Source organism: Paraburkholderia edwinii, from assembly GCF_019428685.1.
Lineage (GTDB): Bacteria > Pseudomonadota > Gammaproteobacteria > Burkholderiales > Burkholderiaceae > Paraburkholderia > Paraburkholderia edwinii.
Map to the genome: position 1 here is coordinate 1,597,413 of NZ_CP080096.1, position 24,258 is coordinate 1,621,670.

General features: G+C 61.6%; 26 protein-coding genes. 14 read left to right on the forward strand and 12 right to left on the reverse strand.

Translation table 11 applies throughout. The features are described from left to right. Positions 1 to 58: 58 nt before the first annotated feature. Both KZJ38_RS28875 and KZJ38_RS28880 read right to left on the reverse strand, forming a co-directional pair. Positions 59 to 799, reverse strand: a complete 741-nt coding sequence (locus tag KZJ38_RS28875) for an SDR family oxidoreductase (protein ID WP_219803478.1) — start codon at positions 797 to 799, stop codon at positions 59 to 61. 114 nt (positions 800 to 913) lie between these two features. After that, positions 914 to 1,699, reverse strand: coding sequence for an alpha/beta fold hydrolase (locus KZJ38_RS28880; protein WP_219803479.1), 786 nt, complete (start codon positions 1,697 to 1,699; stop codon positions 914 to 916). A 244-nt stretch (positions 1,700 to 1,943) separates the two neighbouring features. On the opposite strand from KZJ38_RS28880, the gene KZJ38_RS28885 reads away from it, so the two are divergent. The 6 genes from KZJ38_RS28885 (at position 1,944) to KZJ38_RS28910 (ending at position 6,835) form a co-directional block, all read left to right on the forward strand. Continuing rightward, positions 1,944 to 2,645 (forward strand): SDR family NAD(P)-dependent oxidoreductase, encoded by a 702-nt coding sequence (locus KZJ38_RS28885; protein ID WP_219803480.1) that lies wholly within the window; start codon positions 1,944 to 1,946, stop codon positions 2,643 to 2,645. Between the two features lie 252 nt (positions 2,646 to 2,897). Next, positions 2,898 to 3,734: an ABC transporter substrate-binding protein gene (locus KZJ38_RS28890; protein ID WP_219803481.1), complete on the forward strand. Its 837-nt coding sequence runs from the start codon at positions 2,898 to 2,900 to the stop codon at positions 3,732 to 3,734. 78 nt (positions 3,735 to 3,812) lie between these two features. Further along, positions 3,813 to 4,529: an amino acid ABC transporter permease gene (locus KZJ38_RS28895; protein ID WP_219803482.1), complete on the forward strand. Its 717-nt coding sequence runs from the start codon at positions 3,813 to 3,815 to the stop codon at positions 4,527 to 4,529. Between the two features lie 52 nt (positions 4,530 to 4,581). Continuing rightward, positions 4,582 to 5,229 (forward strand): amino acid ABC transporter permease, encoded by a 648-nt coding sequence (locus KZJ38_RS28900; RefSeq protein ID WP_219803483.1) that lies wholly within the window; start codon positions 4,582 to 4,584, stop codon positions 5,227 to 5,229. After that, on the forward strand, positions 5,229 to 5,981 hold the full coding sequence (locus tag KZJ38_RS28905) for an amino acid ABC transporter ATP-binding protein (RefSeq protein WP_219803484.1): 753 nt from the start codon (positions 5,229 to 5,231) through the stop codon (positions 5,979 to 5,981). The genes KZJ38_RS28900 and KZJ38_RS28905 overlap by 1 nt, the downstream gene beginning before the upstream one ends. 185 nt (positions 5,982 to 6,166) lie before the next feature. Next, positions 6,167 to 6,835 carry an IclR family transcriptional regulator gene (locus tag KZJ38_RS28910; RefSeq protein WP_246642063.1) on the forward strand — a complete coding sequence of 223 codons (669 nt, stop codon included), beginning with the start codon at positions 6,167 to 6,169 and terminating at the stop codon, positions 6,833 to 6,835. Between the two features lie 96 nt (positions 6,836 to 6,931). Here the strand turns inward: KZJ38_RS28910 and KZJ38_RS28915 are convergent, their stop codons facing one another. Continuing rightward, positions 6,932 to 8,647, reverse strand: coding sequence for a c-type cytochrome (locus tag KZJ38_RS28915; protein WP_219803485.1), 1,716 nt, complete (start codon positions 8,645 to 8,647; stop codon positions 6,932 to 6,934). A 358-nt stretch (positions 8,648 to 9,005) separates the two neighbouring features. Further along, positions 9,006 to 10,073, reverse strand: a complete 1,068-nt coding sequence (locus KZJ38_RS28920; protein ID WP_219803694.1) for a lysylphosphatidylglycerol synthase domain-containing protein — start codon at positions 10,071 to 10,073, stop codon at positions 9,006 to 9,008. 529 nt (positions 10,074 to 10,602) lie between these two features. Here KZJ38_RS28920 and KZJ38_RS28925 point away from each other — a divergent pair. From KZJ38_RS28925 to KZJ38_RS28935, 3 genes are all read left to right on the forward strand, one after another. Further along, positions 10,603 to 11,790, forward strand: coding sequence for an MFS transporter (locus KZJ38_RS28925; protein WP_219803486.1), 1,188 nt, complete (start codon positions 10,603 to 10,605; stop codon positions 11,788 to 11,790). A gap of 169 nt (positions 11,791 to 11,959) precedes the next feature. After that, positions 11,960 to 12,346, forward strand: a complete 387-nt coding sequence (locus KZJ38_RS28930; RefSeq protein ID WP_246642064.1) for a DUF427 domain-containing protein — start codon at positions 11,960 to 11,962, stop codon at positions 12,344 to 12,346. A gap of 136 nt (positions 12,347 to 12,482) precedes the next feature. Then, a complete protein-coding gene (locus KZJ38_RS28935) occupies positions 12,483 to 12,650 on the forward strand; it encodes a hypothetical protein (protein WP_219803488.1) in 168 nt (55 codons plus the stop codon). 48 nt (positions 12,651 to 12,698) lie between these two features. Here the strand turns inward: KZJ38_RS28935 and KZJ38_RS28940 are convergent, their stop codons facing one another. Beyond that, positions 12,699 to 12,974: a hypothetical protein gene (locus tag KZJ38_RS28940; protein ID WP_219803489.1), complete on the reverse strand. Its 276-nt coding sequence runs from the start codon at positions 12,972 to 12,974 to the stop codon at positions 12,699 to 12,701. A 309-nt stretch (positions 12,975 to 13,283) separates the two neighbouring features. Between KZJ38_RS28940 and KZJ38_RS28945 the strand changes: the two genes are divergently transcribed. Continuing rightward, positions 13,284 to 14,522 carry an MFS transporter gene (locus tag KZJ38_RS28945; RefSeq protein WP_219803490.1) on the forward strand — a complete coding sequence of 413 codons (1,239 nt, stop codon included), beginning with the start codon at positions 13,284 to 13,286 and terminating at the stop codon, positions 14,520 to 14,522. Positions 14,523 to 14,577: 55 nt separating this feature from the next. Here the strand turns inward: KZJ38_RS28945 and KZJ38_RS28950 are convergent, their stop codons facing one another. The 4 genes from KZJ38_RS28950 to KZJ38_RS28965 form a co-directional block, all read right to left on the reverse strand. Further along, positions 14,578 to 15,168: a TetR/AcrR family transcriptional regulator gene (locus KZJ38_RS28950; RefSeq protein WP_219803491.1), complete on the reverse strand. Its 591-nt coding sequence runs from the start codon at positions 15,166 to 15,168 to the stop codon at positions 14,578 to 14,580. A 63-nt stretch (positions 15,169 to 15,231) separates the two neighbouring features. Further along, the gene (locus KZJ38_RS28955) at positions 15,232 to 15,612 is read right to left on the reverse strand and encodes a tautomerase family protein (protein ID WP_219803492.1); all 381 of its coding nucleotides are present in this window, start codon (positions 15,610 to 15,612) and stop codon (positions 15,232 to 15,234) included. 140 nt (positions 15,613 to 15,752) lie between these two features. Further along, on the reverse strand, positions 15,753 to 16,775 hold the full coding sequence (locus tag KZJ38_RS28960; RefSeq protein ID WP_219803493.1) for an LLM class flavin-dependent oxidoreductase: 1,023 nt from the start codon (positions 16,773 to 16,775) through the stop codon (positions 15,753 to 15,755). A 133-nt stretch (positions 16,776 to 16,908) separates the two neighbouring features. Next, positions 16,909 to 18,009 (reverse strand): MBL fold metallo-hydrolase, encoded by a 1,101-nt coding sequence (locus KZJ38_RS28965; RefSeq protein WP_219803494.1) that lies wholly within the window; start codon positions 18,007 to 18,009, stop codon positions 16,909 to 16,911. A 163-nt stretch (positions 18,010 to 18,172) separates the two neighbouring features. Here KZJ38_RS28965 and KZJ38_RS28970 point away from each other — a divergent pair, with 163 nt between their 5' ends. From KZJ38_RS28970 to KZJ38_RS28980, 3 genes are all read left to right on the forward strand, one after another. Beyond that, a complete protein-coding gene (locus tag KZJ38_RS28970) occupies positions 18,173 to 18,556 on the forward strand; it encodes a GFA family protein (RefSeq protein WP_219803495.1) in 384 nt (127 codons plus the stop codon). A 136-nt stretch (positions 18,557 to 18,692) separates the two neighbouring features. Beyond that, the gene (locus KZJ38_RS28975; RefSeq protein WP_219803496.1) at positions 18,693 to 19,433 is read left to right on the forward strand and encodes a response regulator; all 741 of its coding nucleotides are present in this window, start codon (positions 18,693 to 18,695) and stop codon (positions 19,431 to 19,433) included. Continuing rightward, on the forward strand, positions 19,430 to 20,749 hold the full coding sequence (locus KZJ38_RS28980; RefSeq protein ID WP_219803497.1) for a sensor histidine kinase: 1,320 nt from the start codon (positions 19,430 to 19,432) through the stop codon (positions 20,747 to 20,749). Before KZJ38_RS28975 ends, KZJ38_RS28980 begins: the two co-directional genes overlap by 4 nt. A gap of 92 nt (positions 20,750 to 20,841) precedes the next feature. Here KZJ38_RS28980 and KZJ38_RS28985 read toward each other — a convergent pair whose 3' ends face one another. The 3 genes from KZJ38_RS28985 to KZJ38_RS28995 form a co-directional block, all read right to left on the reverse strand. Continuing rightward, positions 20,842 to 21,225, reverse strand: a complete 384-nt coding sequence (locus KZJ38_RS28985) for a DUF4148 domain-containing protein (RefSeq protein ID WP_425518442.1) — start codon at positions 21,223 to 21,225, stop codon at positions 20,842 to 20,844. A 95-nt stretch (positions 21,226 to 21,320) separates the two neighbouring features. Further along, positions 21,321 to 21,662, reverse strand: coding sequence for a DUF4148 domain-containing protein (locus KZJ38_RS28990; protein ID WP_219803499.1), 342 nt, complete (start codon positions 21,660 to 21,662; stop codon positions 21,321 to 21,323). A gap of 440 nt (positions 21,663 to 22,102) precedes the next feature. Continuing rightward, the gene (locus KZJ38_RS28995) at positions 22,103 to 23,464 is read right to left on the reverse strand and encodes an NAD(P)/FAD-dependent oxidoreductase (RefSeq protein ID WP_219803500.1); all 1,362 of its coding nucleotides are present in this window, start codon (positions 23,462 to 23,464) and stop codon (positions 22,103 to 22,105) included. Between the two features lie 251 nt (positions 23,465 to 23,715). Between KZJ38_RS28995 and KZJ38_RS29000 the strand changes: the two genes are divergently transcribed. Continuing rightward, complete coding sequence (locus KZJ38_RS29000) at positions 23,716 to 24,141, forward strand: hypothetical protein (protein ID WP_219803501.1); 426 nt, start codon at positions 23,716 to 23,718, stop codon at positions 24,139 to 24,141. The last annotated feature ends 117 nt before the right edge of the window (positions 24,142 to 24,258 follow it).

Sequence of the window (24,258 nt, forward strand, 5' to 3'; positions counted from 1 at the left end):
TCGTGCGGCGCAGCGGTCGCGAGGAGGCGAAGATGCTGCGACGGGCCTTGAGCTCCGCTTACGCAAACCCGCCGTTGGCCCGCAGAATCTGTCCGTTGATCCACGCGCCGTCCGGGCCGGCGAGAAACGACACGGCGCCTGCGATGTCTTCAGGTGTGCCGAGGCGCTCGAGCGGCGAGAGGTCGGCCAGCGCCTTGATCTGCTGCTCGTTCTTGCCCTTCAGAAAAAGATCGGTGCCGGTCGGGCCGGGCGCGACGCAATTGACGGTAATGCCGCGTCCGCGCATTTCATTGGCGAGTACACGCACCAGCCCTTCAACGCCGGACTTCGAGGCAATGTAAGCCCCGTAATTCGGAAACGACTTGGCGAGCACGCTGCTCGAGATCGCGATAATGCGCCCGCCATTGCCAAGCGCGTTGGCGGCGGCCGAAAACATCAGATAGCTGCCGCGCAGATTCGTCGCGATCACGCGGTCGAACGTTTCGACGTCGCCGGCGGCGATAGGGCCGAGCGGCATAATGCCGGCGCTATTTACCACGACATCGACGCGTCCGAATGTTTCATGCGTGGCGGCAAAAAGACGCGCGACGTCATCGCTTTTCGCGACGTCGGTTTTTATCGCAATTGCACGGCGTTCGAGTTTCTTCACATCTGAAACAAGCGCGTCGGCCGCGGCGGAATGGCCTGAATACGTGACGGCGATGTCGAAGCCGTCACGCGCGAGACGCGCGGCGATCGCGCCGCCGATGCCGCCCGATGCGCCCGTCACAATGGCTACACGATTGGAAGTTTCGGCCATCTGAATTCTCCTTTGCTTTGGCACATTGCTGGAAGGGTTCGTTTGATTTTAGTCATCCTGTGCAAAGCGTGTGACGGGCGTGAGGCAAGGCAGAGCCTGCAAGGCGTGAATCAGTTACGCGGTCCGCGCGGCAAGTCGCACGAGCAGGTCGGTAAGCAAATCCGGATCCAGCACCATGGCGTCGTGGCCGGACGCGAGCTCTTCCCAATGCCAGCCGTCGAGCGAACGGACCCACTCGCGGACCGGCTCGAGTACTTCGTACGACGGTTTCGCGCAATGCACATAGGTGCGAGGCAAACCGTTGCCGATGGGGTGACGCAGTTGAAGCGGCGTGCAATACGTGGCGAGCGGATGCGGCGTCATCCGGCGGAGGACCCACGCGGCGTGCGGGTGATCGTCGGGTATGCCCATCGCGCTGAGGCTCGGCAGCGGCATTTCGAGCGGCCGGCCGCTTGCCTTGATCTTCTCCAACCGTTCTTCGACGATAGGGCGCGGCAGAATATCCATCGCCGTCTTGCCGCTTTCAACAAGCAGGCTGTCGAGAAATACGAGCGAGCGGATCGCGCTCGCGCGGCGGTCGGCAACACCGGCGGCAACGAGTCCGCCGTAGCTGTGGCCGACCAGCACGACGTCTTCCAGTTCTTCCGCTTCGAGCAGGTTTTCGATGTCGGTGATCGGCACGTCGAGCGAGGTCACGGCGCTTAGCAGATGGTGGTGTTCGGCGTGGCCCGTCAGCGTCGGTGTAAAAACGCGATGTCCTTGCGCGCGTAGCGCGTCGGCCACGAAACGCCAGCACCAGCCGCCATGGGATGCGCCGTGGATCAGCACAAATGTGTGGCTGTGCGCGGGATCGCGCTGGGTGCCGGATGGCGTGCGGGACGGCGAAAGCTCGTTGCTCATCTTGTGTCTCCGTTCTTCGGCAGTTGTTATGGCGGACGGGAGGCTATCGCTACGCTGCTTCTGTCGCTGCAACTCGCGGATGCCGCTTCTTATAGTAGACACTGCAGCGGGAACTGCGATAGAGGCAGCGTGCGCGCTTCACTACGCGACCAGCTTGCCCGGCGTTATGATGCTTCGTCGGTTGCCCGCGCGCGCCATCGGATCAATCTCGCACCACAGCGTTTTGCCACAGGAGGTCACGCTCATGAACAATCTGCAAGGAACCGTCGTCGCTGTGACGGGCGCATTCGGCGCGCTCGGCCTCGTTACCGCGCGTGTATTGGCAGAGCGTGGCGCGCAAGTCGCGCTGATCGGCCGCGGTGCCGCGCCGGACGCATTACCGGTCGAACTCGCGCAGGCGTGTGTCGTCGATCACGTCGACCTGATCGATCCGCAAGCAGCGGAAGTTGCGGTTGCAACGATCGTTGGTCGCTTCGGTGCGCTCGACGCGCTTGTGAATGTCGCCGGCGGATTCCGCTGGGAGACGATTGCCGACGGCAGCGCGGATAGCTGGGACCAAATGTTCGACGTGAATGTGAAGACGGCGCTCAATGCATCGAAGGCGGTGCTTGCCCATGTGAGCGCCCGGGGCGCCGGCCGCATCGTCAATATCGGTGCAATGGCAGCGCTCAAGGCCGGTACGGGCATGGGCGCATACACGGCATCGAAATCGGCGGTGATGCGGCTGACCGAGGCGCTCGCCGACGAATTGAAGGACAAGGGCGTAACCGTTAACGCGATCCTGCCGTCGATAATCGACACGCCGCAGAACCGCGCCGATATGCCCAAAGCCGATTTCGCGCGGTGGGTGACGCCTGAGCAGATCGCCGGAGTGATCGCTTTTCTGTTATCGCAGGACGCGCAGTGCATTACGGGAGCGCTGGTTCCGGTAGCCGGGCGCGTTTGATCGCACGCAGGGTGCAACGCCCTGCGATTGCTGTTTTCCTCACACCGCTTTCGGTCTTTCTTTGACCGCCAGTCTCCGCGTTTTCCCGGTTGCGCGGAATTTATGTCCATGAAACACTCGCTGCCATCTGTTGTATCGGATTCGATTCCGATATATCGGACAGCTACGTCAAACACACGTCCGGCGTGGGCGCACCAGCAGGCACAGCGCAGCATCGTTGAACATTTCCATCTTCCGATCGGGACGCCAACAATGAGACTCGCCAAAGCAAGCGCAAAACTCTTCTGCCTGTCCGCCGTTGCTGCATTGCTGGCGCTTAGCGCCTGCACGAAAGTCGACACCCCCGCGCAAAGCGCGAGCGCGGGCGACTCCACGCTCAAACAGGTTCTGCAGCGCGGCTCATTGCGCGTCGGCGATTGCCTGAGCTTTGCGCCGTTTGGCTTCTACGATCAGGCTGGCGCGCCCGACGGCTATGATGTCGATCTCGCGAAAGAGCTCGCGAAACAGATGGGCGTAAAGCTCGAAATGGTCAATACGACGAGCGCGAACCGCATTCCGAATCTGCAGACCAGCAAGGTCGATGTGGTGTTCTGCAACTTCACGCGCAACCTCGAGCGCGCGAAGGAAATCTCGTTCACCCATCCGTATGTGGTCGCAAGCGAAGCGCTACTCGTGAAGAAGAGCAGCGGCATCAAGTCGATCAAGGACATGTCGAACCGCACGATCGCCACCGTCAAGGGCTCGACGAACGGCGACGAAGTGCGCTCGCTGAACATGCAGGTCAAGATTCAGGAGTACGACAGCTCGCAGGCTGCAATTCTTGCCGTCAAACAGGGCCAGGCCGACGCGATGATCGAGGATAACAACTTCCTCGCGTATCAGGCAAAGCTCGACCCCGAACTGACCGTGACCGACGAAGCGCTCGTGCCGCTGGAATACAACGGCTTCGGCGTCAAGCAGGGCGATCAGGTGTGGCTCGATTACCTGAACCTGTTCCTGTTCCAGATCAATGCGTCGAAGCTGAACCAGCAGCTGTACAAGAAGTGGTTCGGTGTCGACCCGCGCTATCCGTTGAATCCGCAGTTCTAGGCCGGACCGCGTCGCATCGCACTGCGCTGCCTTGCACCGGGTTGTATCGCGCGGACTGAGTCGGCGCACGGAGAAGTAATGAGCTACCAATGGATAACCCTCGCCGGTTACGCGAACGATTTCCTTCGCGCGGCGTGGCTGACGCTGCAGGTCACGCTGCTCGCATTTGCGCTTTCGATGGCGCTCGGCCTCCTGACCGCGCTTGCGGGTTCGTCGCGCGTCGCTGCGCTGCGCTGGATCGCGAGCATCTATATCGAGGCGATCCGCAATACGCCGGTGCTGCTGCAAATTTTTATCGTGTTCTTCGGTTTGCCGACGCTCGGCATTACGCTCGATGCGTTCACGGCGGGCGTGATCGCGCTTGGCGTCAATGTCGGTGCATATCTGGCTGAAGTGTTTCGCGCGGGCATTCAATCGGTGCCGCGCGGACAACTCGAAGCCGCATCGATTCTCGGCATGGAACGCGCGCAGATCTTTATCGACGTGGTGTTGCCGCAAGCGGCGCGCGCGGTCTATCCGGCGATTGTCAATAACCTGATCCAGCTGTTGCTCGGCACCTCGCTGCTGTCGGCGATCGCGTTGCCGGAGCTGAGCGGAACCGCGACCGTCATCAATTCGCGCACGCTGCTCTATGTCCAGACGTTCACCATTACGCTCATCATTTATCTGATTCTTAGCAACGCGCTTTCGTGGATTGCGGCGCAGATCGGTGCGCGCGTATTCCATCCGCCGCTCGAAATGAAGAAGCGTACGCGGCGGGCGTTTTTCCTTGCGCGCCAGGTGGACCGTACCTGATGAACGCCGCCTGAGCCATTGAGCGTCTAGACACGAGTGCAAGAGACCGGACATGTCGAGCGACCTCCTATTCAACAGTCTGTCGATCCTGCTGCAAGGGTTGTGGGCGACCTTGCTGCTATCGGTGGCGTCGATTATCGGCGGCACGCTGATCGGGCTTTTTGCCGCGGTATTGCGTACCTTCGGCCCGCCCGGCACGCGCTATATCGCGAAGCTCTATACCGAGCTGTTTCGCGGCTCGCCAGTACTGATCACCTTGCTTTTCATCTACTTCGGCGTGTCGTACTTCGGTTACGCGATCGACGTGTTCGCGGCCGGCGTGGTCGGCTTGAGCGTCTATCAAGGCGCTTATATCGCTGAGGTCTTTCGCTCCGGTATCGAGGCTGTGCCGAAAGGGCAGTGGGAAGTCTCGCAGATTCTCGGCCTGAGCAAACTGCAGACGTTCTTCTCAGTGGTGTTGCCGCAGACCGGCCGGATCGTGCTGCCGCCGCTAATCGGCCAGTATCTGTCGCTGATCAAGGATACGTCGATTGTCAGCATGATCGGTATGTCGGAACTGATGCACGGCGGACAGGCGATTGTCGACCGCGTCGGCAAGCCGGTTGAAATTTATGGGCTGGTTGCCGTGCTGTATTTCATCGTGTGCTTTCCGCTGTCGCAGTGGGTGCGCCGTCATGATCGAAGAAGGAGCGTGCTGTAATGACCACGAATGCGCAGGGCAAGCCGCTGATCAATCTGTCCGGTGTCAGCAAGTCGTTCGGCGCCACGCAGGTGTTGCGCGATGTGAACCTCGATGTGCAACCCGGTGAAGTACTCGTGCTGATCGGTGCATCGGGTTCCGGCAAGAGCACAGTGCTGCGCATTATGAGCGGGCTCGAAACGGCGGATGCGGGCGAAGTATGGGTCAATAACGTGCCATTGCACGATGCGCGGCGCGCAAAGGAAATTCGCGGGCATGTCGGCATGGTGTTCCAGCAGTTCAATCTGTTTCCGCACAAGAGCGCGCTTGGCAATGTCACGCTTGCGCTGATCAAGGCGCGCAAGATGAGTGCGGCCGATGCGCGCAAGCGCGCGATGGAAACACTTGATCGCGTCGGTCTTGCCGATCGCGCGGAACACTATCCGAGCCAGTTATCGGGCGGACAGCAGCAGCGCGTCGCGATCGCGCGCGCGCTTGCGGTCGAGCCGGGCATCATGTTTTTCGATGAAGCGACGTCGGCGTTAGATCCGGAACTCGTCGGCGAGGTAACGGAAGTCATGCGTGGCCTCGCGCGCGACGGCATGACGATGGTGGTCGTTACGCATGAAATGGGTTTTGCACGCAAGACCGCGGACCGCGTGGTGTTTATGGATAAAGGCGTGATTGCGGAGCAGGGCGCGCCCGAACAGATTTTCGTGAACCCTGCGAACGAACGCACGCGCCAGTTCCTGCACAGAGTGCTCGACCATTGAGAGCGAACCTGAATTCGAAGCCTGGGCGTCGCGATAGCGGCGGTGATGACGGCGGGCCACGTGCCGCGCCGCGCACGACCGGCGCTTCCGCAATCGCTTCTTCCAGTGAGTCGACGCGGGCGCGAGGCGTCGATCGCGTCGTTGCCCTGCTCAGGCAGTTGCATGATGCAAGGCGTCCGCTCAGCATGCGCGAGCTGATCGAATCGACGGGCGCGCCGCGCTCGAGCGTCTACGAGCTTGTGACGATTCTGACCGATGCCGGCTGGCTCGAAACGCGCCCGGACGGCAGCGTGTTTTTCGGCCGCGAGATGCATTACTACGGCGCCGACTATGCAGTGCATAACGATCTGATCAGCCGCGCGCATCAAACCATACTTTCGCTTGTGAAAGTCCACGACGAGACCGCGCAGCTTTGCATGCTCGAAGGCAACAAGTACACCGTGGTGTTATCGGAAAACAGCGCGCGGCCTTTCAATATTAGTTCCGATATCGGCGTCAGGGTGCCGATTCCGTGGACCGCGACGGGCCGGCTGCTGCTTGCGCATTTAAGCGCGGATGAAATCCGCGCGCTGATTCCCGATGAAGATTTCGTGCTCGACAACGGCACGCGCATTGTCTTCGACGATTTTCTGCACGACGTCGAGCGCGCGGCGCAACTGGGATACTGCTGCACCGAAGGTTTGTCGCAGACGTTTCGCTGCTGCATGGCCGCTCCGATTCGCGACCGCGCGGGCCATGCGGTCGCGGCGCTCTGCTTTATGACCGGGCGCGACACAGACCCATCCAAACGCGCCGCGATGCTCGACGATCTGATCCGCTCGGCTAAAGCCTTGTCGCAGACTTACGCGCGCTAAGGCTAAAGCCAAGGCCGAGGCCGAGGCAAAAGCTGGAGCAAAAGGCGCGTAAGTCTTTTCTTTAGCGCAACAGCGCGTCTTTAGTGCAACAGCACGTCAATGCGTTTGATGCCCCAACGCCCACACGTAAGCTGACACCGCTTTCAAATCATCCTGTGACAGTTGCACGCCGCCCATCGGTGGCATGACGCCGCTATGTTCCTTCGGATGCGGCACGCCATTGGCAATCGTTTGTTGAATGCCCGAGAGGCTGCCATCGCTCCACAACCATTTGCCGGCCGTCAGATCCGCGCCGATGCCTGAACCTTTAGCATCCGATCCGTGACATCCCGAGCACGTCGCGCCGCCCACCTGGCCTGCGAACACGCGCGCACCAAGCGCGACCTGCTGTGCCGATGAACCGGGCGGCACGGGCAAACCTGCCGTGACTTTACCCGCGTCCGGATGAATACCCTCGGGCGGCAGTTCTGAACTCGACGTCGACTGCGCGCCCGGCGACTTCGCGGCTGCCGCGACCTGAGCATCCGGATTGCCGCCGTGATACGTGACCCGCCAGATGCGGCCATGAATATCGTCGGAGATAAAGAGCGCGCCGTCATGCGCGACCGCTAGCCCCGAAGGACGGAACGCCGCCTGGCCCGGTTCCATGACGGCACCCGCAAAACCGTCGGCAAACACCAGGTACTTGCCCGCGGTCGCCTTGCCGTTATGGAAAGGCTGGAACACGACGTTGTAGCCTTCCTGCGGACCCGGTGCGCGATTCCATGAACCATGAAACGCGATCAATGCGCCGCCGTCGTAAGCATGCGGGAAACTGCCCGCGCCGCTCTTCGCTTCATAGAACACCATGTCATTGGGCGCCCAGTGGCCCGGGAACCATGCGACGGGCGCGGTACGTCCGCTGCAAAGACCGGCTTTCTTGCCGTCGCCGCCATACTCGGGTGCGAGCACGAGCTTCTTTTGCGTCTGGTCGAAATAGCATTCCGGCCAGCCGTAATCGGCGCCTTGCTTGAGCTCCACCACTTCTTCCGCGGGCAGTTCCTGCCCTTGCTTAGCGGTATAGAGTTCAGGCCAGTCTTCGTGAAGCTGATCGCGGCCATGCTGCGTTGAAAAGATACGGCCCGATCCGTCGAGTGCGATACCTTCGCCATTGCGAATGCCGCTCACGTAGCGCCCGGCCGCCGAGAATTTCTGGTCTGTCTTGTTTGCGTCATAACGCCAGATGCCCGCGCGCGTGTCCTTCTCGGTGCACGGCTCATTGCCCTTCGAATGCGGCGTGCGGTTTTCCTGCTCGCAAGCATTGGTTGCCGAACCGAGATCGATCAGCAGATCGCCTTTGGGCGTGATTGCGATCGGATGCATCGGATGGTCACCGGTCACGGGCAAGCCCGATACGATCACTTCGCCTTTGCCAGAAGGCGCGACATCGCCGGCTTTGAGCGTATAGCGCATGATGCGGTCATTGCTTTCCGCGTAGATCGCGTTGTTATAGAACGCGATACCGGTGCCGCCGTGACCGCCATCATTGGGGCCATCGCCAAAGCGCTGTACGACATCCGCGTGTCCGCCACCCTTCGTATCTTTTAATGCAACGACATAGCCGCCAGGCGGCGGCGTGTTGACCTTGTAGTATCTGCCGCTCCACGTATTCACGTATAGCGTGCCGTCCGGGCCTACCGTCATTTGTCGCGCGTGGCCAATGTCGTCTGCGAAGATCGTCGCGCAGAAACCCGGCGGCAGCGTAATGCCGGTCGCTTCGTTGTTGCAGGTCTGCGCGGCCTTGGCGCTTTCGGCCGCATGGGCCGGCTGCATGACATGCACATGAGGGGCGAGGGCAAGCGATATTGCGGCAAGGCCGGCTATACCGGCCAGGCGCATAACGGATCCAGCGGACGACGCATACTTGACGCGCATTGGGCGATCTCCTTGATACGGCAATCAGCAAGCGACGTGCATGCATCAAGCACACAGGCGCGCTTGCAAGACGTGTCTCCACACACTTGCATGACGGGTATGCACACGCGCGTGCATACCCCGACCGCGTGGCGTATGCCAGCGGCAGCAGCAGTGAACAAAAAGGATTGTTTAAGCCCGGGCTGAACGAGTATAGGCGATAGTTAAGCGAACGGCGAATAGCGTAATGATTTATGCGGGATCGATGACAACAATGTCAAGGTTGTAAGCTGTCGGCATCGGTACCAGCATGGGCGCCTGGTTTCGTATCGATTGAAGCGGCGTTAGCCGCGTGGTTTGTGCTTGCAGTCGTGCTTGTTTTTGCAATGCGCGATTCCGCGATTTGCCATGCGAGCATGCCGGGCACGAAGATCACGAGATCGCGCACACGCCGTGCGCCCGCAAGCGCGAGACATGTTGCCGGCTCGAGCCCGAGCATGCCGCCGATCAGCAGAAAGCCGCCTTCCTGCACGCCGAGCGCGGCCGGCACGAAAAACGCGGCGCTGGCCACCACTTGAACGAGCGAATCGATAACAAAGGCCTTGGCAAAGCTGACAGGCGTGTCGAAGAAGTAAAGCGCAAGCCAGATTTCAAGCGATGTACCCAGCGCCTGAAGCGGCTGCCAGATAAGCAGATAGCGCAAGACGATCGCTCGGCGGCGCCAGATGCGCTTGATCTTTTCGTCGATATCGGCGGACTTACCGACGAGTTCGCCAAGCTTGCCGCTGGCGATTCGATCGAGTACGCGCATGATCCGTTCGAACGGATTCGCGTGCTGGATCAGCGCGAATATCGCGAACGCGGGCGCGATCAGCAGGAGGCCCCACGCAAGGTGGCTCACGATGCGCAGTGCGTCCGATTGCACATTCGCAAACAGATAAGCGATGCCTGCCGCGGCAAACAGCAACTGACTGATCACCGTGAGCTGCATATCGGCAATCAGGCTCGCGGCGGACATCGAGGTTGCAAAGCCGCTTTTGAGAAGCAGCCGGAACGAGATGAGGTCGCCGCCGATGCGCGCGACCGGCAATAGACCATTGATCGATTCGCGAATCCAGATCAGACCGAGCAGTGTCCGGTAACGCGGCAGCGGAGGATCGAGCATCAGCGTTTGCCATGCGCGTGCGTTGGCTAGCATATGCAGCACATGCGCAAGCGCGGCGATAACGAGGCCGAGTGCCGCCGTGCGCACGAGCGACAGCACCGCATAGGGATCGTCACTCGCAATGAGCCACAGCGCGATCAGCAATCCTGCAGCGGCGGCAACACGGCCAAGGTATCGCATCGCGCGCCCACCCGGCATCGCCACACGAAAGCGGCGGCGCAGCAGATCGCCTGGCCGCGGCAACGCGCCGCCTTCGGAATGGGATCGTACTATGCGCGGTAATCGCATCGTTCGCCTCAGTTGGCCAGACCTCAAGGCACAGGAGCATGAGCGCGCGCACTGAGGTCTTCCGCTGACATCGATTGTGCGCCCGTTGCCGTGAAGTTGTTATCGACACTTTGTTCGTTTCCGCCCGCATCGAACGATCGCGCAAGGCCGATCCGTTCCCAGCCGGGAGACAACCACGCGGCACCCGCGGCCGCGACCTTCAGCTCGAAGCGGATGCGCCACACATTCAGCCTCGCGCGATGCCACGAGCGTGACGCGGGCCCGGCCCACCTTGTACGGAATTTGCACTGCCGATTGCGTAATCTGATGAATCACGGCACATTGCGTAACGTTCTTTGCAACGAGCCACATTGCGCCACACCTCGGGTGGGTCCGCCATCCGGCGGTCAGCGCACATTCGGACAATAGAGGTCTTCCGCGAATGAATCGATCGGTCTACTGGGTGATGGCGCTGGCTGCAGGCGTCGTCGTCGCGAACAACTACTACAACCAGCCCTTGCTCGTCGATTTCGCGCATACGTTCAATGTCACCGAGCGGGCGGCCGGCTCCGCGTCGGTCGCCGCACAGACGGGCTATGCGCTCGGCTTGCTGCTCTTCGTTCCGCTTGGCGACATGGTCAGGCGCACGACGCTTTTTACGGTTACGCTGCTTGCCGCGGCCGCGGCGCTTATCGCGACCGCGTTCGCGCCGACGCTTGCCTGGCTGATCGTCGCGAGTTTCGTGACAAGCCTGACAAGCGTGACGCCGCAACTGCTAACGCCGCTGGCCGCGCAACTGGCCGGACCCCAGCAGCGCGGCAGGGCGGTCGGAACGGTGATGTTCGGACTGCTGTGCGGCATCCTGCTGTCGCGCACGGTGTCGGGCCTGCTTGCCGAATCGTTCGGCTGGCGCGCGGTGTACGGCGTTGCGGCGGTCGCGATGATCGGCATCGTCGCGATGCTGCTTGCGGTCATACCGCGCACCGAGCCGACGTTTTCGGGCAGTTGGGGAAGCCTGATGGGCTCGCTGTGGACACTGCTGCGCGATGCGCCGCTCATCCGCCAGACGTCGGCGATCGCCGCGCTGCAATTCGCCGCATTCAGTGCGTTCTGGACAACGCTCGCCTTTCATCTGCATGCCATCGATCCGCGCTATGGCAGCGCGACGGCGGGTCTGTTCGGTTTAGTCGGCGTGGTCGGCGCGAGCGCATCGACGGTGTCGGGCAAATGGACCGATCGCGGCGATGCGCGCGGGGTCGTGCTCGCGGGCAGCATGGCGATGGTGATTGCGTATGGCGTGTTCGCGCTGGTCGGCAGTTCGATTGTGGGGCTCGTCGCCGGTGTGATCGTGCTCGACTTCGGCGTGCAGATCGGACACGTCGCGAATATGTCGCGCAATATGGGCATCAGCGCGGGCGCGATGAACCGCATCAATACGCTTTATATGACGATTCGTTTTGCGGGTGGCGCGCTCGGCACCGCGGTGGGCACATTCGCGTGGAGCGTCTGGGGCTGGGCCGGTGTTTGCGCGACGGGGCTCGCATTCGCGTCGGCATCGGTGGTCGTGCAACTCGTTTCAGATCGCCACGCGCGGCCGCTGTTTGCCGGCCGCGACGAAACCAAAGGCTGATGCCGCAAGCCGGTTACCGCTCTCCATATCGCGGGAAGACCTCACACATACGCAGGTTTTCGGATCGGCATATGATGGCCGCTGGCTGCGATATTGGTCGCCGCTTTGGTAACCCCATGGCCGCGTTCAGGCCGTTGCGTTGTGCTCCGCCCACTCGATGAGGTCGCATATGCAGAATACGGTGAAGACGGTGAAGATTCCCGGTCCCGATCATCCGATCACGATAACGAAAAGCCGGTCGCACATCGTGGTTGTCGTAGCCGGAAAAGTGATTGCCGATACGAGGAACGCGCTCGTGCTGCGCGAGGCTTCGTACCGGGAGGTGCTCTACATTCCGCGCGAAGATGCGGACATGGCGCAGCTCGAGCGCACGTCGCACGCAACCTATTGCCCGTACAAGGGCGACTGCAGTTACTACAGCATTCCGGCCGGCGGCGACCGCTCGGTCAACGCGGTCTGGACGTATGAAACTCCTTATGATGCGGTCAGCGAGATCAAAGGTCATCTCGCGTTCTATCCGGACCGTGTCGACGCAATGCAGATTCAGCCGGATTGATTTTTCCGGATCGCAACGTCCATTCCGTTCGGGTATCGAATTTGCTTTCGAAAAGAAAGCCTGGGCTGGGCAGCTGAGGTGGACATCGCCTCAGCGTGCCCGATTTCCGCTTTCCGATACCCGAACGGAGCCTTCGATGACGCTAGTCATTTATCTCGTGGGATGGCTGATCCTGATTGCCGGCATCGCATGGGGGCTTGTCACCCTGCATGTCTCGCAGCATACGGTCGCGATCGTTGCGGTGATCATGGCGGGCATCGCGGTGATCACGGCCGCAAAGCGGATTCGTCACCGCGACCGGTAGGCGCGCTTCGCTTCGTTTAGCGCGCTTCTGGCCTGTCGCTCATTTGGCTCATTTGGCCGTCCATTCCGGCTTCGGCAACGGCAGCACCGGCGCAAATGCGGCCGGCAACCACGGCTGCCACGTGCGCATCATTTCCGTCCACATCATCAGCGGCCCGGCGAACGCGAACCAGCCCGGCTGCAGCAGCCATCGAGCGGCGGCATCGAACGAAGGGGTGGCGGTGATGTGAATCGTCACAACCTCACCATTTTTTTCAGGCAGGTCGCGCCGGGTCATTTCCACATCGATTGTCGGAAAGTGCGCGGTCAGTTTCGTGTGATCCATCGTTCAATCTCCATCGAATGTGCGGTCGCGGTCGTGAAACGTGCCGTATTGCTTGCACTCCTGCGAATCAGTCTAACGCGATGCGATCCGCGCTGCTAGCGCGACGGTCGCATGCGGTCGGTCAGCATTTTGATGCATCGGCGAGCTTGGGCGTGCGCTTCATGCCGATGCTTTAAGGGAATAACTGCCAGTACGAGATTGTTCTGTTGTCGATGCGGCCGCGCCGGGTTTTGCCGTCAGCCGCAGGACTTCCATGCACCGCATTCCGTCTATTTTGGAAACGCGGACTTCCTATTAAAGATTCCGTCCATGACAGACAACCTCGACTCGACGAAGCCGCCGGCCGCAAGCGAACGCGTATCGCCATGGCTCGTGTTGCTGGTGGCTTTCGCTTGCGGTCTGACCGCGGGCAACATCTATTACGCGCAGCCGCTCGCCGGATTGATCGGCGCCTCGCTCGGCGTCGCAAATGGCGCGACCGGTCTTATCGTGACGATGACGCAGATCGGTACCGGCGCCGGCATGTTGCTGGTGGTGCCGCTCGGCGATCTGATCGAAAGCCGGCGCCTTGCGCTGACGCTGCTGGGCATCGCGGCGCTCGGACTGCTCGGCGCTGCGCTGTCGCAGAACGTCGCGCTGTTTCTCGTTGCCGCGTGCCTGATCGGATTAGGCAGCGTCGCGGTTCACGTGCTCGTCCCGTATGCGGCGCATCTGGCGCCGGAGCGCATACGCGGGCGCGTGGTCGGCAACGTGACGAGCGGGGTGTTGCTCGGCATCATGCTGGCGCGCCCTGCATCGAGCTTCGTCACACAGATTTCGTCGTCGTGGCACACCATCTTCTATTTGTCGGCGGCGTTGATGGCCGCCTTGATGGCGCTGCTCGCGATCGTGCTGCCGCCGCGCGAACCGCTGTCGAAGCTGCGCTATCTAGAACTTCTGGCATCGATGTGGCATCTGTTGCTCACGCAACCGGTCGTGCGGCGCCGCTCGTTTTATACCGGTTGTCTTGGGGCCGCATTCAGCCTGTTCTGGACCACCACGCCGCTGCTGCTTGCGGGGCCTGCGTTCAGGTTATCGCAAGGCGGTATCGCGTTGTTTGCGCTTGTCGGGGTGTCGGGCGCAATCGCCGCAACCCTATCGGGCAGTCTCGCGGATCGCGGCTGGACGCGGCCGGCCACCGCGGTTGCGTTGCTGGCCGTGATCGGTGCCTTGCTGCTTGCGCGATGGGTTCCACCGGGCGCGCCGCAATCGCTGACGTGCCTCGTTATCGCGGGCGTCGTGCTCGACTTCGGCGTGTCGTCGAATATCACGCTGGGGCAGCGCGCGATTTTTTCGTTGGGGCCGCAGTTCCGGTCGCGCGTCAACGGCGTCTATATGGCGACTTTTTTCGCGGGTAGTGCGCTTGGCTCCGCGTTAGGCGGCTGGTCGTACGCGCAGGGCGGCTGGCCTTTGACGTCGCTCGTCGGCCTCGCATTTCCGGTGGCCGCGCTCGTCTATTTCGTCACCGACCGCCAGCATTTCGCGAAACGCGAATCCCCGGCGGCGTAATGACGCAAGCAGCGGACGCAAGCAGCGGACGCAAGCAGCGGACGCAAGCAGCGATTTATGCAAGGTTGCCGTGCAGTGCTTCGCGCGCCGACGCGAGGATCTCATCGGACAGCGGATCGTCGCTGACCGCACGCGCCAGCGTTAGCGCGCCGATCATCATCGACAGGCGCGCGATCGCGCGCTGCCGGACTTTTTTCGACCGGCGTGCGCTCGAGAACGAAACCAGCACGTCGATCATCGAGCGCAGGCCGCGCAAATACACACTGCGTATCGGCTTGTCGGTGCTCTCGCGGCCGACGTCGGACGCGAGCCCCGCGGCCGCGCACGACATGCCCGGCCGGTCGCGCTGCGCGGGGCTCAGATAGTGCTTCGCGAGCGCATCGACGAGCGCCTGCTCGTCGGCATCGTTTCTGATTAGCGAACGCCACCGCGTAACCGATTCCTCGAACGCGTGTGCGCAAGCAATGGCAGCCAGTTCGTCCTTCGATTCGAAATGGCCATAAAAGCCGCCATGCGTGAGGCCCGCGGCCCCCATGATGTCGGCCACCGACACGCCGTTGAGCCCATGCTCCTTGAACAGACGCGCGGATGCTGCTTCGATCACGGCACGGTTTTTATCGGCTTGTTCGCGGGATACGCGCGGCATGGGGATTCCTCCAGAAAAGGTGCCGAGAGCATAACTCAGACTGCGCGGGCCTGGGTATGACGGTTACGCATATTGAGCAATGCCGTTGCCGAACGACCAGTTTTCCTTTGCAACTTCGACAAGGTTGATAAACAGGTCTTCGCGCCTGAGACCGATGCGTGCATGCAAGCCGTCCGCAAGTGCTTTGTAGAACGTACGCTTCATGTCAACGTCGCGCCCCACGTTGAGCGTGATCTGGACCATCACGCATTGCGGAGACCGTTCGATGCCCAGATAAGTCGGATCGGCCACGAAGTCGCTGGCCTTGTGCTCGCTGACCACCATGAAGCGGTCGTTGGCGGGCACGTTCAGAGCGGTGGTCATTGCCTTGTAAACCTCCTCGGTGATCGCGGTGCGGTATTCGGGAGATTGCCCTTCGACGAGGTCGATGCGTACGATCGGCATGGTGAGTTCCTTGATGTATGTGGGCGCTTTGCACACGCAAATGAGCGGTCAAATCAGCAGTCAAATGAGGGGCAATGCGCAGGTTGTGATCCACATCATAGATGACGATCGTAATTTATACAATAAATGTTGGACATAATTTATTGAAGGGCGTGCCGGCGTGCGTTGAGGCTGTCGCGCACCTTGCCGACAATTTCAAGCGAGCGGCGGCGCGCGTCGAGATCGTGGATAAACGAAAGCACCATCACTTCATCGGCGTCGGTTTCTTCGATCAACTTGGCGAGTTTCTGCTCGACTTGCTGTGGGCCGCCTGTAATAACCGCGCGCAAGGCGGCATCGAGGCGCGGGCGCTCGTCTTCGGTCGGCAGCGTGTCGAAATCGGCGATGGGCGGCTGCAGCTGCGCGAACGGCGTGCTGCGTAAGCGGCGCAGCGACAGCTGCTGCATCGACGAAAACAGATGCCGCGCCTCTTCGTCGGTTGGCGCGGCGGTCACAACGCCTGCCACCACCACATACGGTTTGTCGAGCACGGCCGAAGGCTCGAACGCGGACCGGTATGCGGCAATCGCCGGGTCGCGCGCGTCGGGCCCGATGTGCGTGGCGAACGCAAGCGGCAAGCCCAGTGCCGCGGCTTGCTGTGCCGAATACGGCGATGATGCGAGCACCCAGATCGGCACGTCGAGTCCGGCGCCCGGAACGGCGCGTAGGTTGTTTCCGGGTTCCGGCTCACGAAAGAACGATTGCAGCTCGCGCAGATCGTCGGGAAAGCGCTCACGCGCTTCCTGGCTCGAGCGCAGCGCTTTCGTGACCGCGTCGGCGCTGCCCGAAGCGCGGCCGACGCCGAGATCGATGCGGCCGGGGTACAGCGATTCGAGCGTGCCGAACTGTTCAGCGACCATAAACGGTGTGTGATTCGGCAGCATGATGCCGCCCGAGCCGACGCGTAGCGTCGACGTGTGCGCGGCAATATGCCCGATCACGACCGACGTGGCCGCGCTTGCGACCGTCTGCACACCGTGATGTTCGGCCACCCAGTAGCGCAAAAAGCCGAGCGTTTCGGCCAAACGTGCCATGTCGACTGTTTGCCGCAGCGCGTGAGCAGCCGTTTCGCCCGCGCGGATCGGCGCGAAATCGAGGACCGAAAAGGGAATTGGATTAGGCATGCGTGTTTCCACAGAGTCGCATTGGTTTGTGAGATCCGGGAGACTCTAGCCGTCATGCCGCGCCATAGGGGGTGTTTCTGCGAACTGGCCGTGCCGGGAGGCGAACTGGCGGATAGGCGAGCCGTGAACAACACTATTGTGAACAGCGATCCTCTGTATCGTCGAAATGGATCGATTGTCCGTGCCGCAGTACTGTAAACGCGTCAGGCGAGAGACGCGCATCACGCGCCGCCGCTTCGAGCAGCTTCGGCGGTTCGTCGAGCGGCTCATCACTGAGTTGAAAGGTGCCCCAGTGAATGCCGATGGCGCGTTTCGCATGCACGTCTTCGAAAATCTGCACGGCCTCCTGCGGGTCAACGTGTTGCGGCCGCATGAACCAGCGTGGTGCATACGCGCCGATCGGGATCAGCGCGAGATCGAAGCAACCGAAGGCTGCGCCGATTTTTTTGAAGTCGCCTGAGTAACCGGTGTCGCCGGCAAAGTAGAACGAAAACGGGTGAGCGGCGCCGTCGCGTGTCTTCACGACCCAGCCGCCCCAGAGCGTCTCGTCGCGATCGGTCAGCGTGCGTTTTGACCAGTGCTGGCTCGGCACGAACCAGATATCGAGGCCCGCTGCCTGCGTGTGATCGCCCCAATCGAATTCCTCTACGTTGCCGATGCGCTTGCCGGCCATCCACGCCTTGATACCGAGCGGCACGAGAAAAAGCGGTGGGCCGCCCGGTTGCCGGTTCAATGCTTCGACGCTGGCCGTGTCGAGATGATCGTAATGGCTATGCGAGACGAGCACGATGTCGATATGCGGCAGCTCGTCGAGCGCAAGCGCGGGCGGCACCTTGCGTTTGGGTCCGATAAACGAAAACGGCGACGCACGCTCGGAGAATATTGGGTCGGTCAGGATATTGACGCCGCCCACCTGCAACAGTGCGGTCGCATGACCGATCCACGTCATCGTGTCGACGCTGCGATTGGCGCTGAGCCACGCGGTGTCCGGATGATCGAGCGGAAAGCGGTAACCGTTGTCGGGCGCTTTCGGCACGCCCTCGACGAGTCTCGACCATTGCCACTTCAGGAACGACGCGCGCGCGAGCGGCCCATCGTTGTTCACGAAGCGCCCGCCATTGCGCGGCGCGTGCTGGAATGCGCCCGCGCCGGCTTCCTGCCCGGGCTCCTGGCAAAGCGCAAAGCCGGCGGCGAGGCCGGCGAAAGCAAGCAGCAGACGCAAAGGAAGGCGCATCGGTAGCCCGGATGTCGAAAGGTGCTTTATAACACCATGCACGGTACAAGGCAGGCCGCGCCGCGGCCGTACGTTCGGATACAAACCGGGTACGTTGCGACACATGGCGACATAGCATGGAGCAAGCGTCATGTGAAACTGCCATCAACCGATGGAGTACGAAATGACGACGACCACGACCACGACGACTCACGAAGGATCGTGCCACTGCGGCAAGGTCCGATTCGAGATCGATGCGCCCGTCGCGCCCGCCGTGCGCTGCAATTGCAGCCTGTGCCTGCGCCGGGGCGCATTGATGACGCCGGCTTTCAAGGAAAGCAATCTCCGTATAATCAGCGGTAGCGACGACCTCGCGGTCTACCAGTTCAATACGCACGTGGCGAAGCATTTCTTCTGCCGCCACTGCGGCGTTTATCCGTTTCATCAAACGCGGATGGACCGGGGTCTATGGCGCGCCAATATCGGCTGTCTCCACGGAGTAGATCCTTATGCCTTTGACGCGACCGTCAATGACGGTGCCAGTCTCAGTTTGGCAGGTGACGTATGAAACGCTTCTACCGGTTTTCCGCGTCGCTATGCCTTATTTTCAGCCTGACGCTGGCCGAGCTGGTTCGCCCTTTGAGCTGCGCATGTGCGTACTCCGAAACGGAGACGAAGCCGCGCAACCGGAAAGGGGCGGCTAGATGGAAAAAGTCGAGCATGTGCTGATCGTCGACGACGACCGCGAGATTCGCGAGCTGATCGGCAGTTATTTGCAGAAGAATGGCGTCAGGGCAAGCAAGGCTTCGGGCGGCCGCGAAATGTGGGCGGCGCTCGCGGACGACGCGCCGGACATGATCGTGCTGGACGTGACGTTGCCCGGTGAAAACGGGCTTGCGCTGTGCCGCGACCTGCGAGCCGGGCAGTGGCGCACCATCCCGATCCTGATGCTGACGGCGCTCGGCGATGAAACGGATCGCGTGGTCGGCCTTGAAGTGGGCGCAGACGATTATCTCGTGAAGCCGTTTGCGGTGCGCGAACTGCTCGCACGCATTCGCGCCATTTTGCGGCGCACGCGGATGGCGCCGCCGGGCTTCGAGCACACGGAGTCGCCACAGTTTCTGCTGTTCGGCGACTGGAAGCTCGATACGATCGGCCGCCATCTGATCGATAACGAAGGCACGATGGTGGCGCTAAGCGGTGCCGAATATCGGCTGTTGCGCGTGTTCGTCGATCATCCGCAGCGCGTGCTGACGCGCGACCAGTTGCTCACGCTCACGCAAGGCAGACAGACCGAACCGTTCGACCGGTCGATCGATCTGCTCGTGAGCCGCCTTCGCCAGAGGCTCAAGGACGGGGCGAAAGACCCGCGCTACATCAAGACACTGCGCAATGAAGGCTATGTGTTCTCGTCTGCGGTGACGCCGCAGGAAGGCAATCAGTGAACCTATCGAGTCTGTTCAGAGGTCCGCGCACGCTGTTCGTGCGCCTGACGCTGATCTTTTTCGCGGGCCTCGTCGTCGCGCAGCTGCTTGCGTTCTGGGCGACCGTGTCCGAGCGCAACGATGCGCAGACGTCGTTGATGCTCGACAATTTCCAGCGTGAAGTGGCGACCGCGGTCGCGCTGCTCGACCGTGTGCCGGCAGCCGAGCGCCCCGAATGGGTGCCGCGGCTTGCGCGCCGCAATTACAGCTTCCTGCTCGGGGAGGGCGTGGGCGGCACACCGCCCAATGCGAAGCTTTCGGAAGAGGTCAGCGCCGCGATCGAACGCAGCATCGGGCAGCGCTTTACGATTGCCGTCAACGAGGTGCCCGACACCAAGGAACATTTGCAGGCGCATCTGCGCTTGAGCGACGGCTCGCCGCTCACCATCGATATTCGTCCCGTTGGCTGGATGCCGCTGTCATACTGGCTGCTGGTTGTGCTCGCCGTCGAACTCGTGGTGATCGCCGTTTGCGCATGGTTCGCACTGAGCCTTGCGACGCGGCCGCTCAACCAGCTCGCGAGCGCAGCTGATACGCTGGGCCCGGATATGACCGCCACTCGCCTTCCGGAAGACGGGCCGGCCGAAGTCGCGCGCGCCGCCAAAGCGTTCAATGCGATGCAGGAACGGATTCGCCAGTATATGAAGGAGCGGATCCAGATTCTCGCGGCGATTTCGCACGATTTGCAGACGCCGATCACGCGCATGCGCATTCGCACCGACCTGCTCGACGACGAAGCCGACCGCATCAAATTCCAGCAGGACCTCGCCGAGATGGAAGTGCTCGTGCGTGAGGGTGTTGCCTATGGGCGCACGCTGCATGGCGCGGCTGAAGTGCCGCGCCGCATCGACCCTGACGCGCTGCTCGAGAGCCTGGTATCCGACTATGAGGATGCGGGCGCGAAGGTGACGCTCTCCGGATCGATCGGGGTGCCGATCGTCACGCGTCCGGTCGCGTTACGCCGCATTCTTGCGAACCTGCTCGATAACGCGGTCAAGTTCTCCGGTGCGGGCGAACTCAAAACTTATGTGTCGAATGACAGGCAGATTTCGATCAGCGTGCTCGATCGCGGGCCCGGTATTGCGCAAGACCAGCTCGAAGCGGTATTTCAGCCGTTTTACCGCGGCGACGCATCGGGCCATCAGCGCACCGGCGGCAGCGGGCTTGGGCTGGCGATTGCGAAGCAGCTTGCGCTTGCCATGAATGCGACGCTGGAGTTGAAGAACCGTGCGGGTGGCGGGCTCGAAGCGCGGCTCGTGCTCGAAAAGCCCTTCTAAAAACGATTGTTCGTCGCTGCAACTGCTTCAGTGTGACTGACATGCCTCAGTGTGGCCGCCGCTTGCGGCGCACACTGAGCTAGCGGCGCCCATCAGCTGCCAAAGTAAATATTGCAGAAGCTAACCGGGCCGACACACGCATTCATTGCGCGCGAGTGCTTCATCGGCTTACCGGAATCCGACGAGCCGTATGCGGGCATGCCGCCGACCGCGTCGTCCGTTTGCGCGGTGTTAGCCGTGCTCGCCGTATTTGCCGCGGCGTTCTGAGCGGCAACTTTTGCTTCGGCAAGCTGAATTTCCTGCGGGTAGCTGGCGTCGGCTGCGGTTTGCGGGTTGTAGCCGGCCTGTTCGAGCTGCACGAGCTCGGCGCGCACTTGCGCACGGGTCAGACCTTGATCGGTGCTTTGCGCAAAGCTCAGTACAGGAGCGGTGAGTGCAGCTGCCGTGACCAGAAGAGTGGCGATCGTTTTCATGATGGTGTTCCCAATGTCAAGCGAGTCTTAAGCGAGTCGTCTGGGGCGCGGCGCACGGCGCCGTGCCTCGGGTTCAAACCGGTGCGAGCGCGATTCGCTCAGCTGCCGGCGTACAGATTGCAGAAGCTGTTCGGGCCGACGCAGGTCGACGAACCCATCGGCGTGGCGGCAACGCGCTGACCCGACTGGCTCGTGCCGGCGGCGACGCCACCGACGCTGCTTGTGCCGTTACGTTGCTGCATTTGCGCGACTTGCTGCGCGAAGATCGGGCTCACTTCCGGATACGATGCATCGGTGACGAAGCGGGAGCCGTTGTTCTCTGCCTGGATCAGTTCGGCGCGTACTTCAGCGCGCGTCTTTTCGCCGGCCGATGCGCTATTGACGATGCCGAATGACGTGAGGGCAACGAGGGAGAGGCCGATAAGCGTTTTCGTGTTCATTTGGAAATCCTAAATAGATTGAAAAGAAGTGTCCGGTTCATCAGGGCAAACATTGCTGCTTTGTGTTTTATTCCAGCTATTTCGGCTGCATTCGCGGCGCTTGTTGCTGGATGCTACGAGATGCAAAACACCGTATCGTCTGAATTTATTCCCAACTGCATTTGCGATGCTTGACTGCGTGCTACGTAGTGACGAACAGGACCAAACCTTTCTTTATTCCCACTTTTTTCGACAAAGCGCATTCAGGGCGAAAGAAGAGGGTGAGCGGGGGAGAAGAGGGACAGAAACGCCCCGCAAACACGGGCGCTGAGCACGCCCGAAGACCGATTCCGGCGGATTCGGTTTCGGGGCGCAATTCATTGTTTCAAATCGGGCTGCGAAGCGAGGTAGACCCGAAGGCGGGCCCGAAGGCAGACCCGTGGGCAGACGCCGGCAGCCGCCTAGGAAGACGCCGCCGGGTGCTGGAGCACCGCCTGTACGCGTTGCTGGAGATCAGGCGTATGCAGCAGGTTCGCCGGCTTCACCAGATGCCGGACTTCGACCATCAGCCGGTGAACGTCCGGGTCCACGGCAGCAAGCTTCATCACGCCGGCCTGATATTCGCTTCGCTGCCGCATGTCGGCCGGCCGTTCGCCCTTCGTTTGCGGATACGCGAGATCGAGCGCGGTCGCTCCCGACCATGGCGTTTTCACGAGATCTTCCATCTCCTTCAGGAAGGCCGGTCCAATCGTTTCGAGCGAACTGGCGTGGCCGCCTGATTCGGCGAGCAGGCGGTGCAGCATCACCGCCTCTTTCGCCGCGACCGTCATGCCCTGGCCGAACACCGGATTCGTATTGCAGACGGCATCGCCCAACGGCAGCAAGCCCACCGGAAAGTCCGTGAGATCGGCGAAATGACGCCAGCGGCTTTCCGGATAGCCGAAGCGCACAATCGGCGCCTCGCGCCGGCCGCGACGCAAGGCCGTACTGATCGCCTGGTTGGGCAGGGTATCCGCGAATGCGAGAAACGCGTCGTCTTCGATGGGCGGGACGTCGCCGAGACGGCCGGCGAGCACCGCGTCCCATAGTCCGTTTTCGCGTTTCACGAGGAAGCCGGCGCGCCCCTGTTCCGGCGCCTTGCCGTGCACCCACGCCTGCTTGAAGTCTGGTTCGGCGCCGTCCGGAAACGAATAGACCGTCGTGCCATAGGTGAGATCGGTGCCGACCGTGGTTTCCGTCGGCAACGGGCGGCCCGTTGCCTTGAGGAAATCAAGTGTCGGTACGCCGCGGCCGCTTGCATCGATAACGAGTAGGGCGTCGAGTTCGTCGTGTTTGCCTTCGCGCGATTCGACGCGCACACCGGCGGCCCGGTTGTTTTCGTCCGGAACGATCTCGATGACGCGGCTCAGTTCACGCAACTGGACGTTTTCGCGTTCGCGTAACTGCTCGCGCAGCACCGCTTCGAGCAGCGGCCTCGACAATTGCCAGCTATAGATATTCAATTCGCGGCGCGGCAATTTCGGCGTGCCGGCCAGTTCAAAATTCGCATCGGCGCCCACATCGGCCAGTTGCGCGCCGGCCTCGATCAGACGCGTATGTACGCCCGGAAAGAGTTCGGCGAGTGCGGCTGCGCCGCCGGAGAGCAGAACATGAAGATGTCGGGTCTGTGCGGCGCCGGGCCGCGGGCGCACCTCGGCGGGCAACTCGTCGCGCTCGAGCACGACGACCTGCCCGAAATGGTTGGCGAGCGCAGCCGCGACGGCGAGGCCGCCGATACCGGCACCGATCACGATCGCGCGTTGTTCTGCAAAGCGTTTGTCCATTCAGGCTCCGTAATCAAAAGCGGACCGGCGATATGATGGACCGATCCGCTGAACCGGTAACACCCGGCGCGAGGAGCTTATTCCGCTTTGCGTTTAACGGTATACGGTATGGCATCCTACGTATCCCCTACCGTGCCTTTACACGAATCGGTGAACTGTTGCCGACAATGCCGATCCGATAGCTCGGATAGAATGATTTCCTTACATAGTGATTGTGATGCCGTCGGGGTCGGGTAGGAGCACGAGCGAATATGGAAGGTAACTGGAAGTTTCAACTGAGGGTGAGCGTGTCTGCACCTCTTGCCGCTGCCTTGCGCGGCGACCCTTCGTGCGCGGCGCACGCCGCGCTTCACGATGTGCTGAAGCGGCATGGGGCTTCGATGATGTGCCAATACGACGCGTTCGCCGAATACGTCGAGGAAGCGCAGCGCTTCGGGCCCGAAAAATACCCGCTCTACGAGTGGACACGCGACACGATAGAAAATCCGGAAAAAAAGACCCGATACCTCGAAACCTTTACCGTCTACGTCGGCGACGAAGCGATCTACGACCGGCAGGTTACCGATTCGCTGCAGGCGGAACTGTCGGCGCTCGTCGATCTCGAGGCCATCAGAAGCATTGCGCGCTTCGATACGAATCCGGCCAACAATCCTCAGCCGCCCGCCACCAGGCACTGACCGGCGGCATTTCCGAAGCCGTGCAACAATCCTCCCGCGCGTGCCGCGGCGCCCGACCTCGCGCCGCCGGTGGAGCATGCGCGTTCGGTGAAAGCCCCCTGAATTCCGGAGAAACAG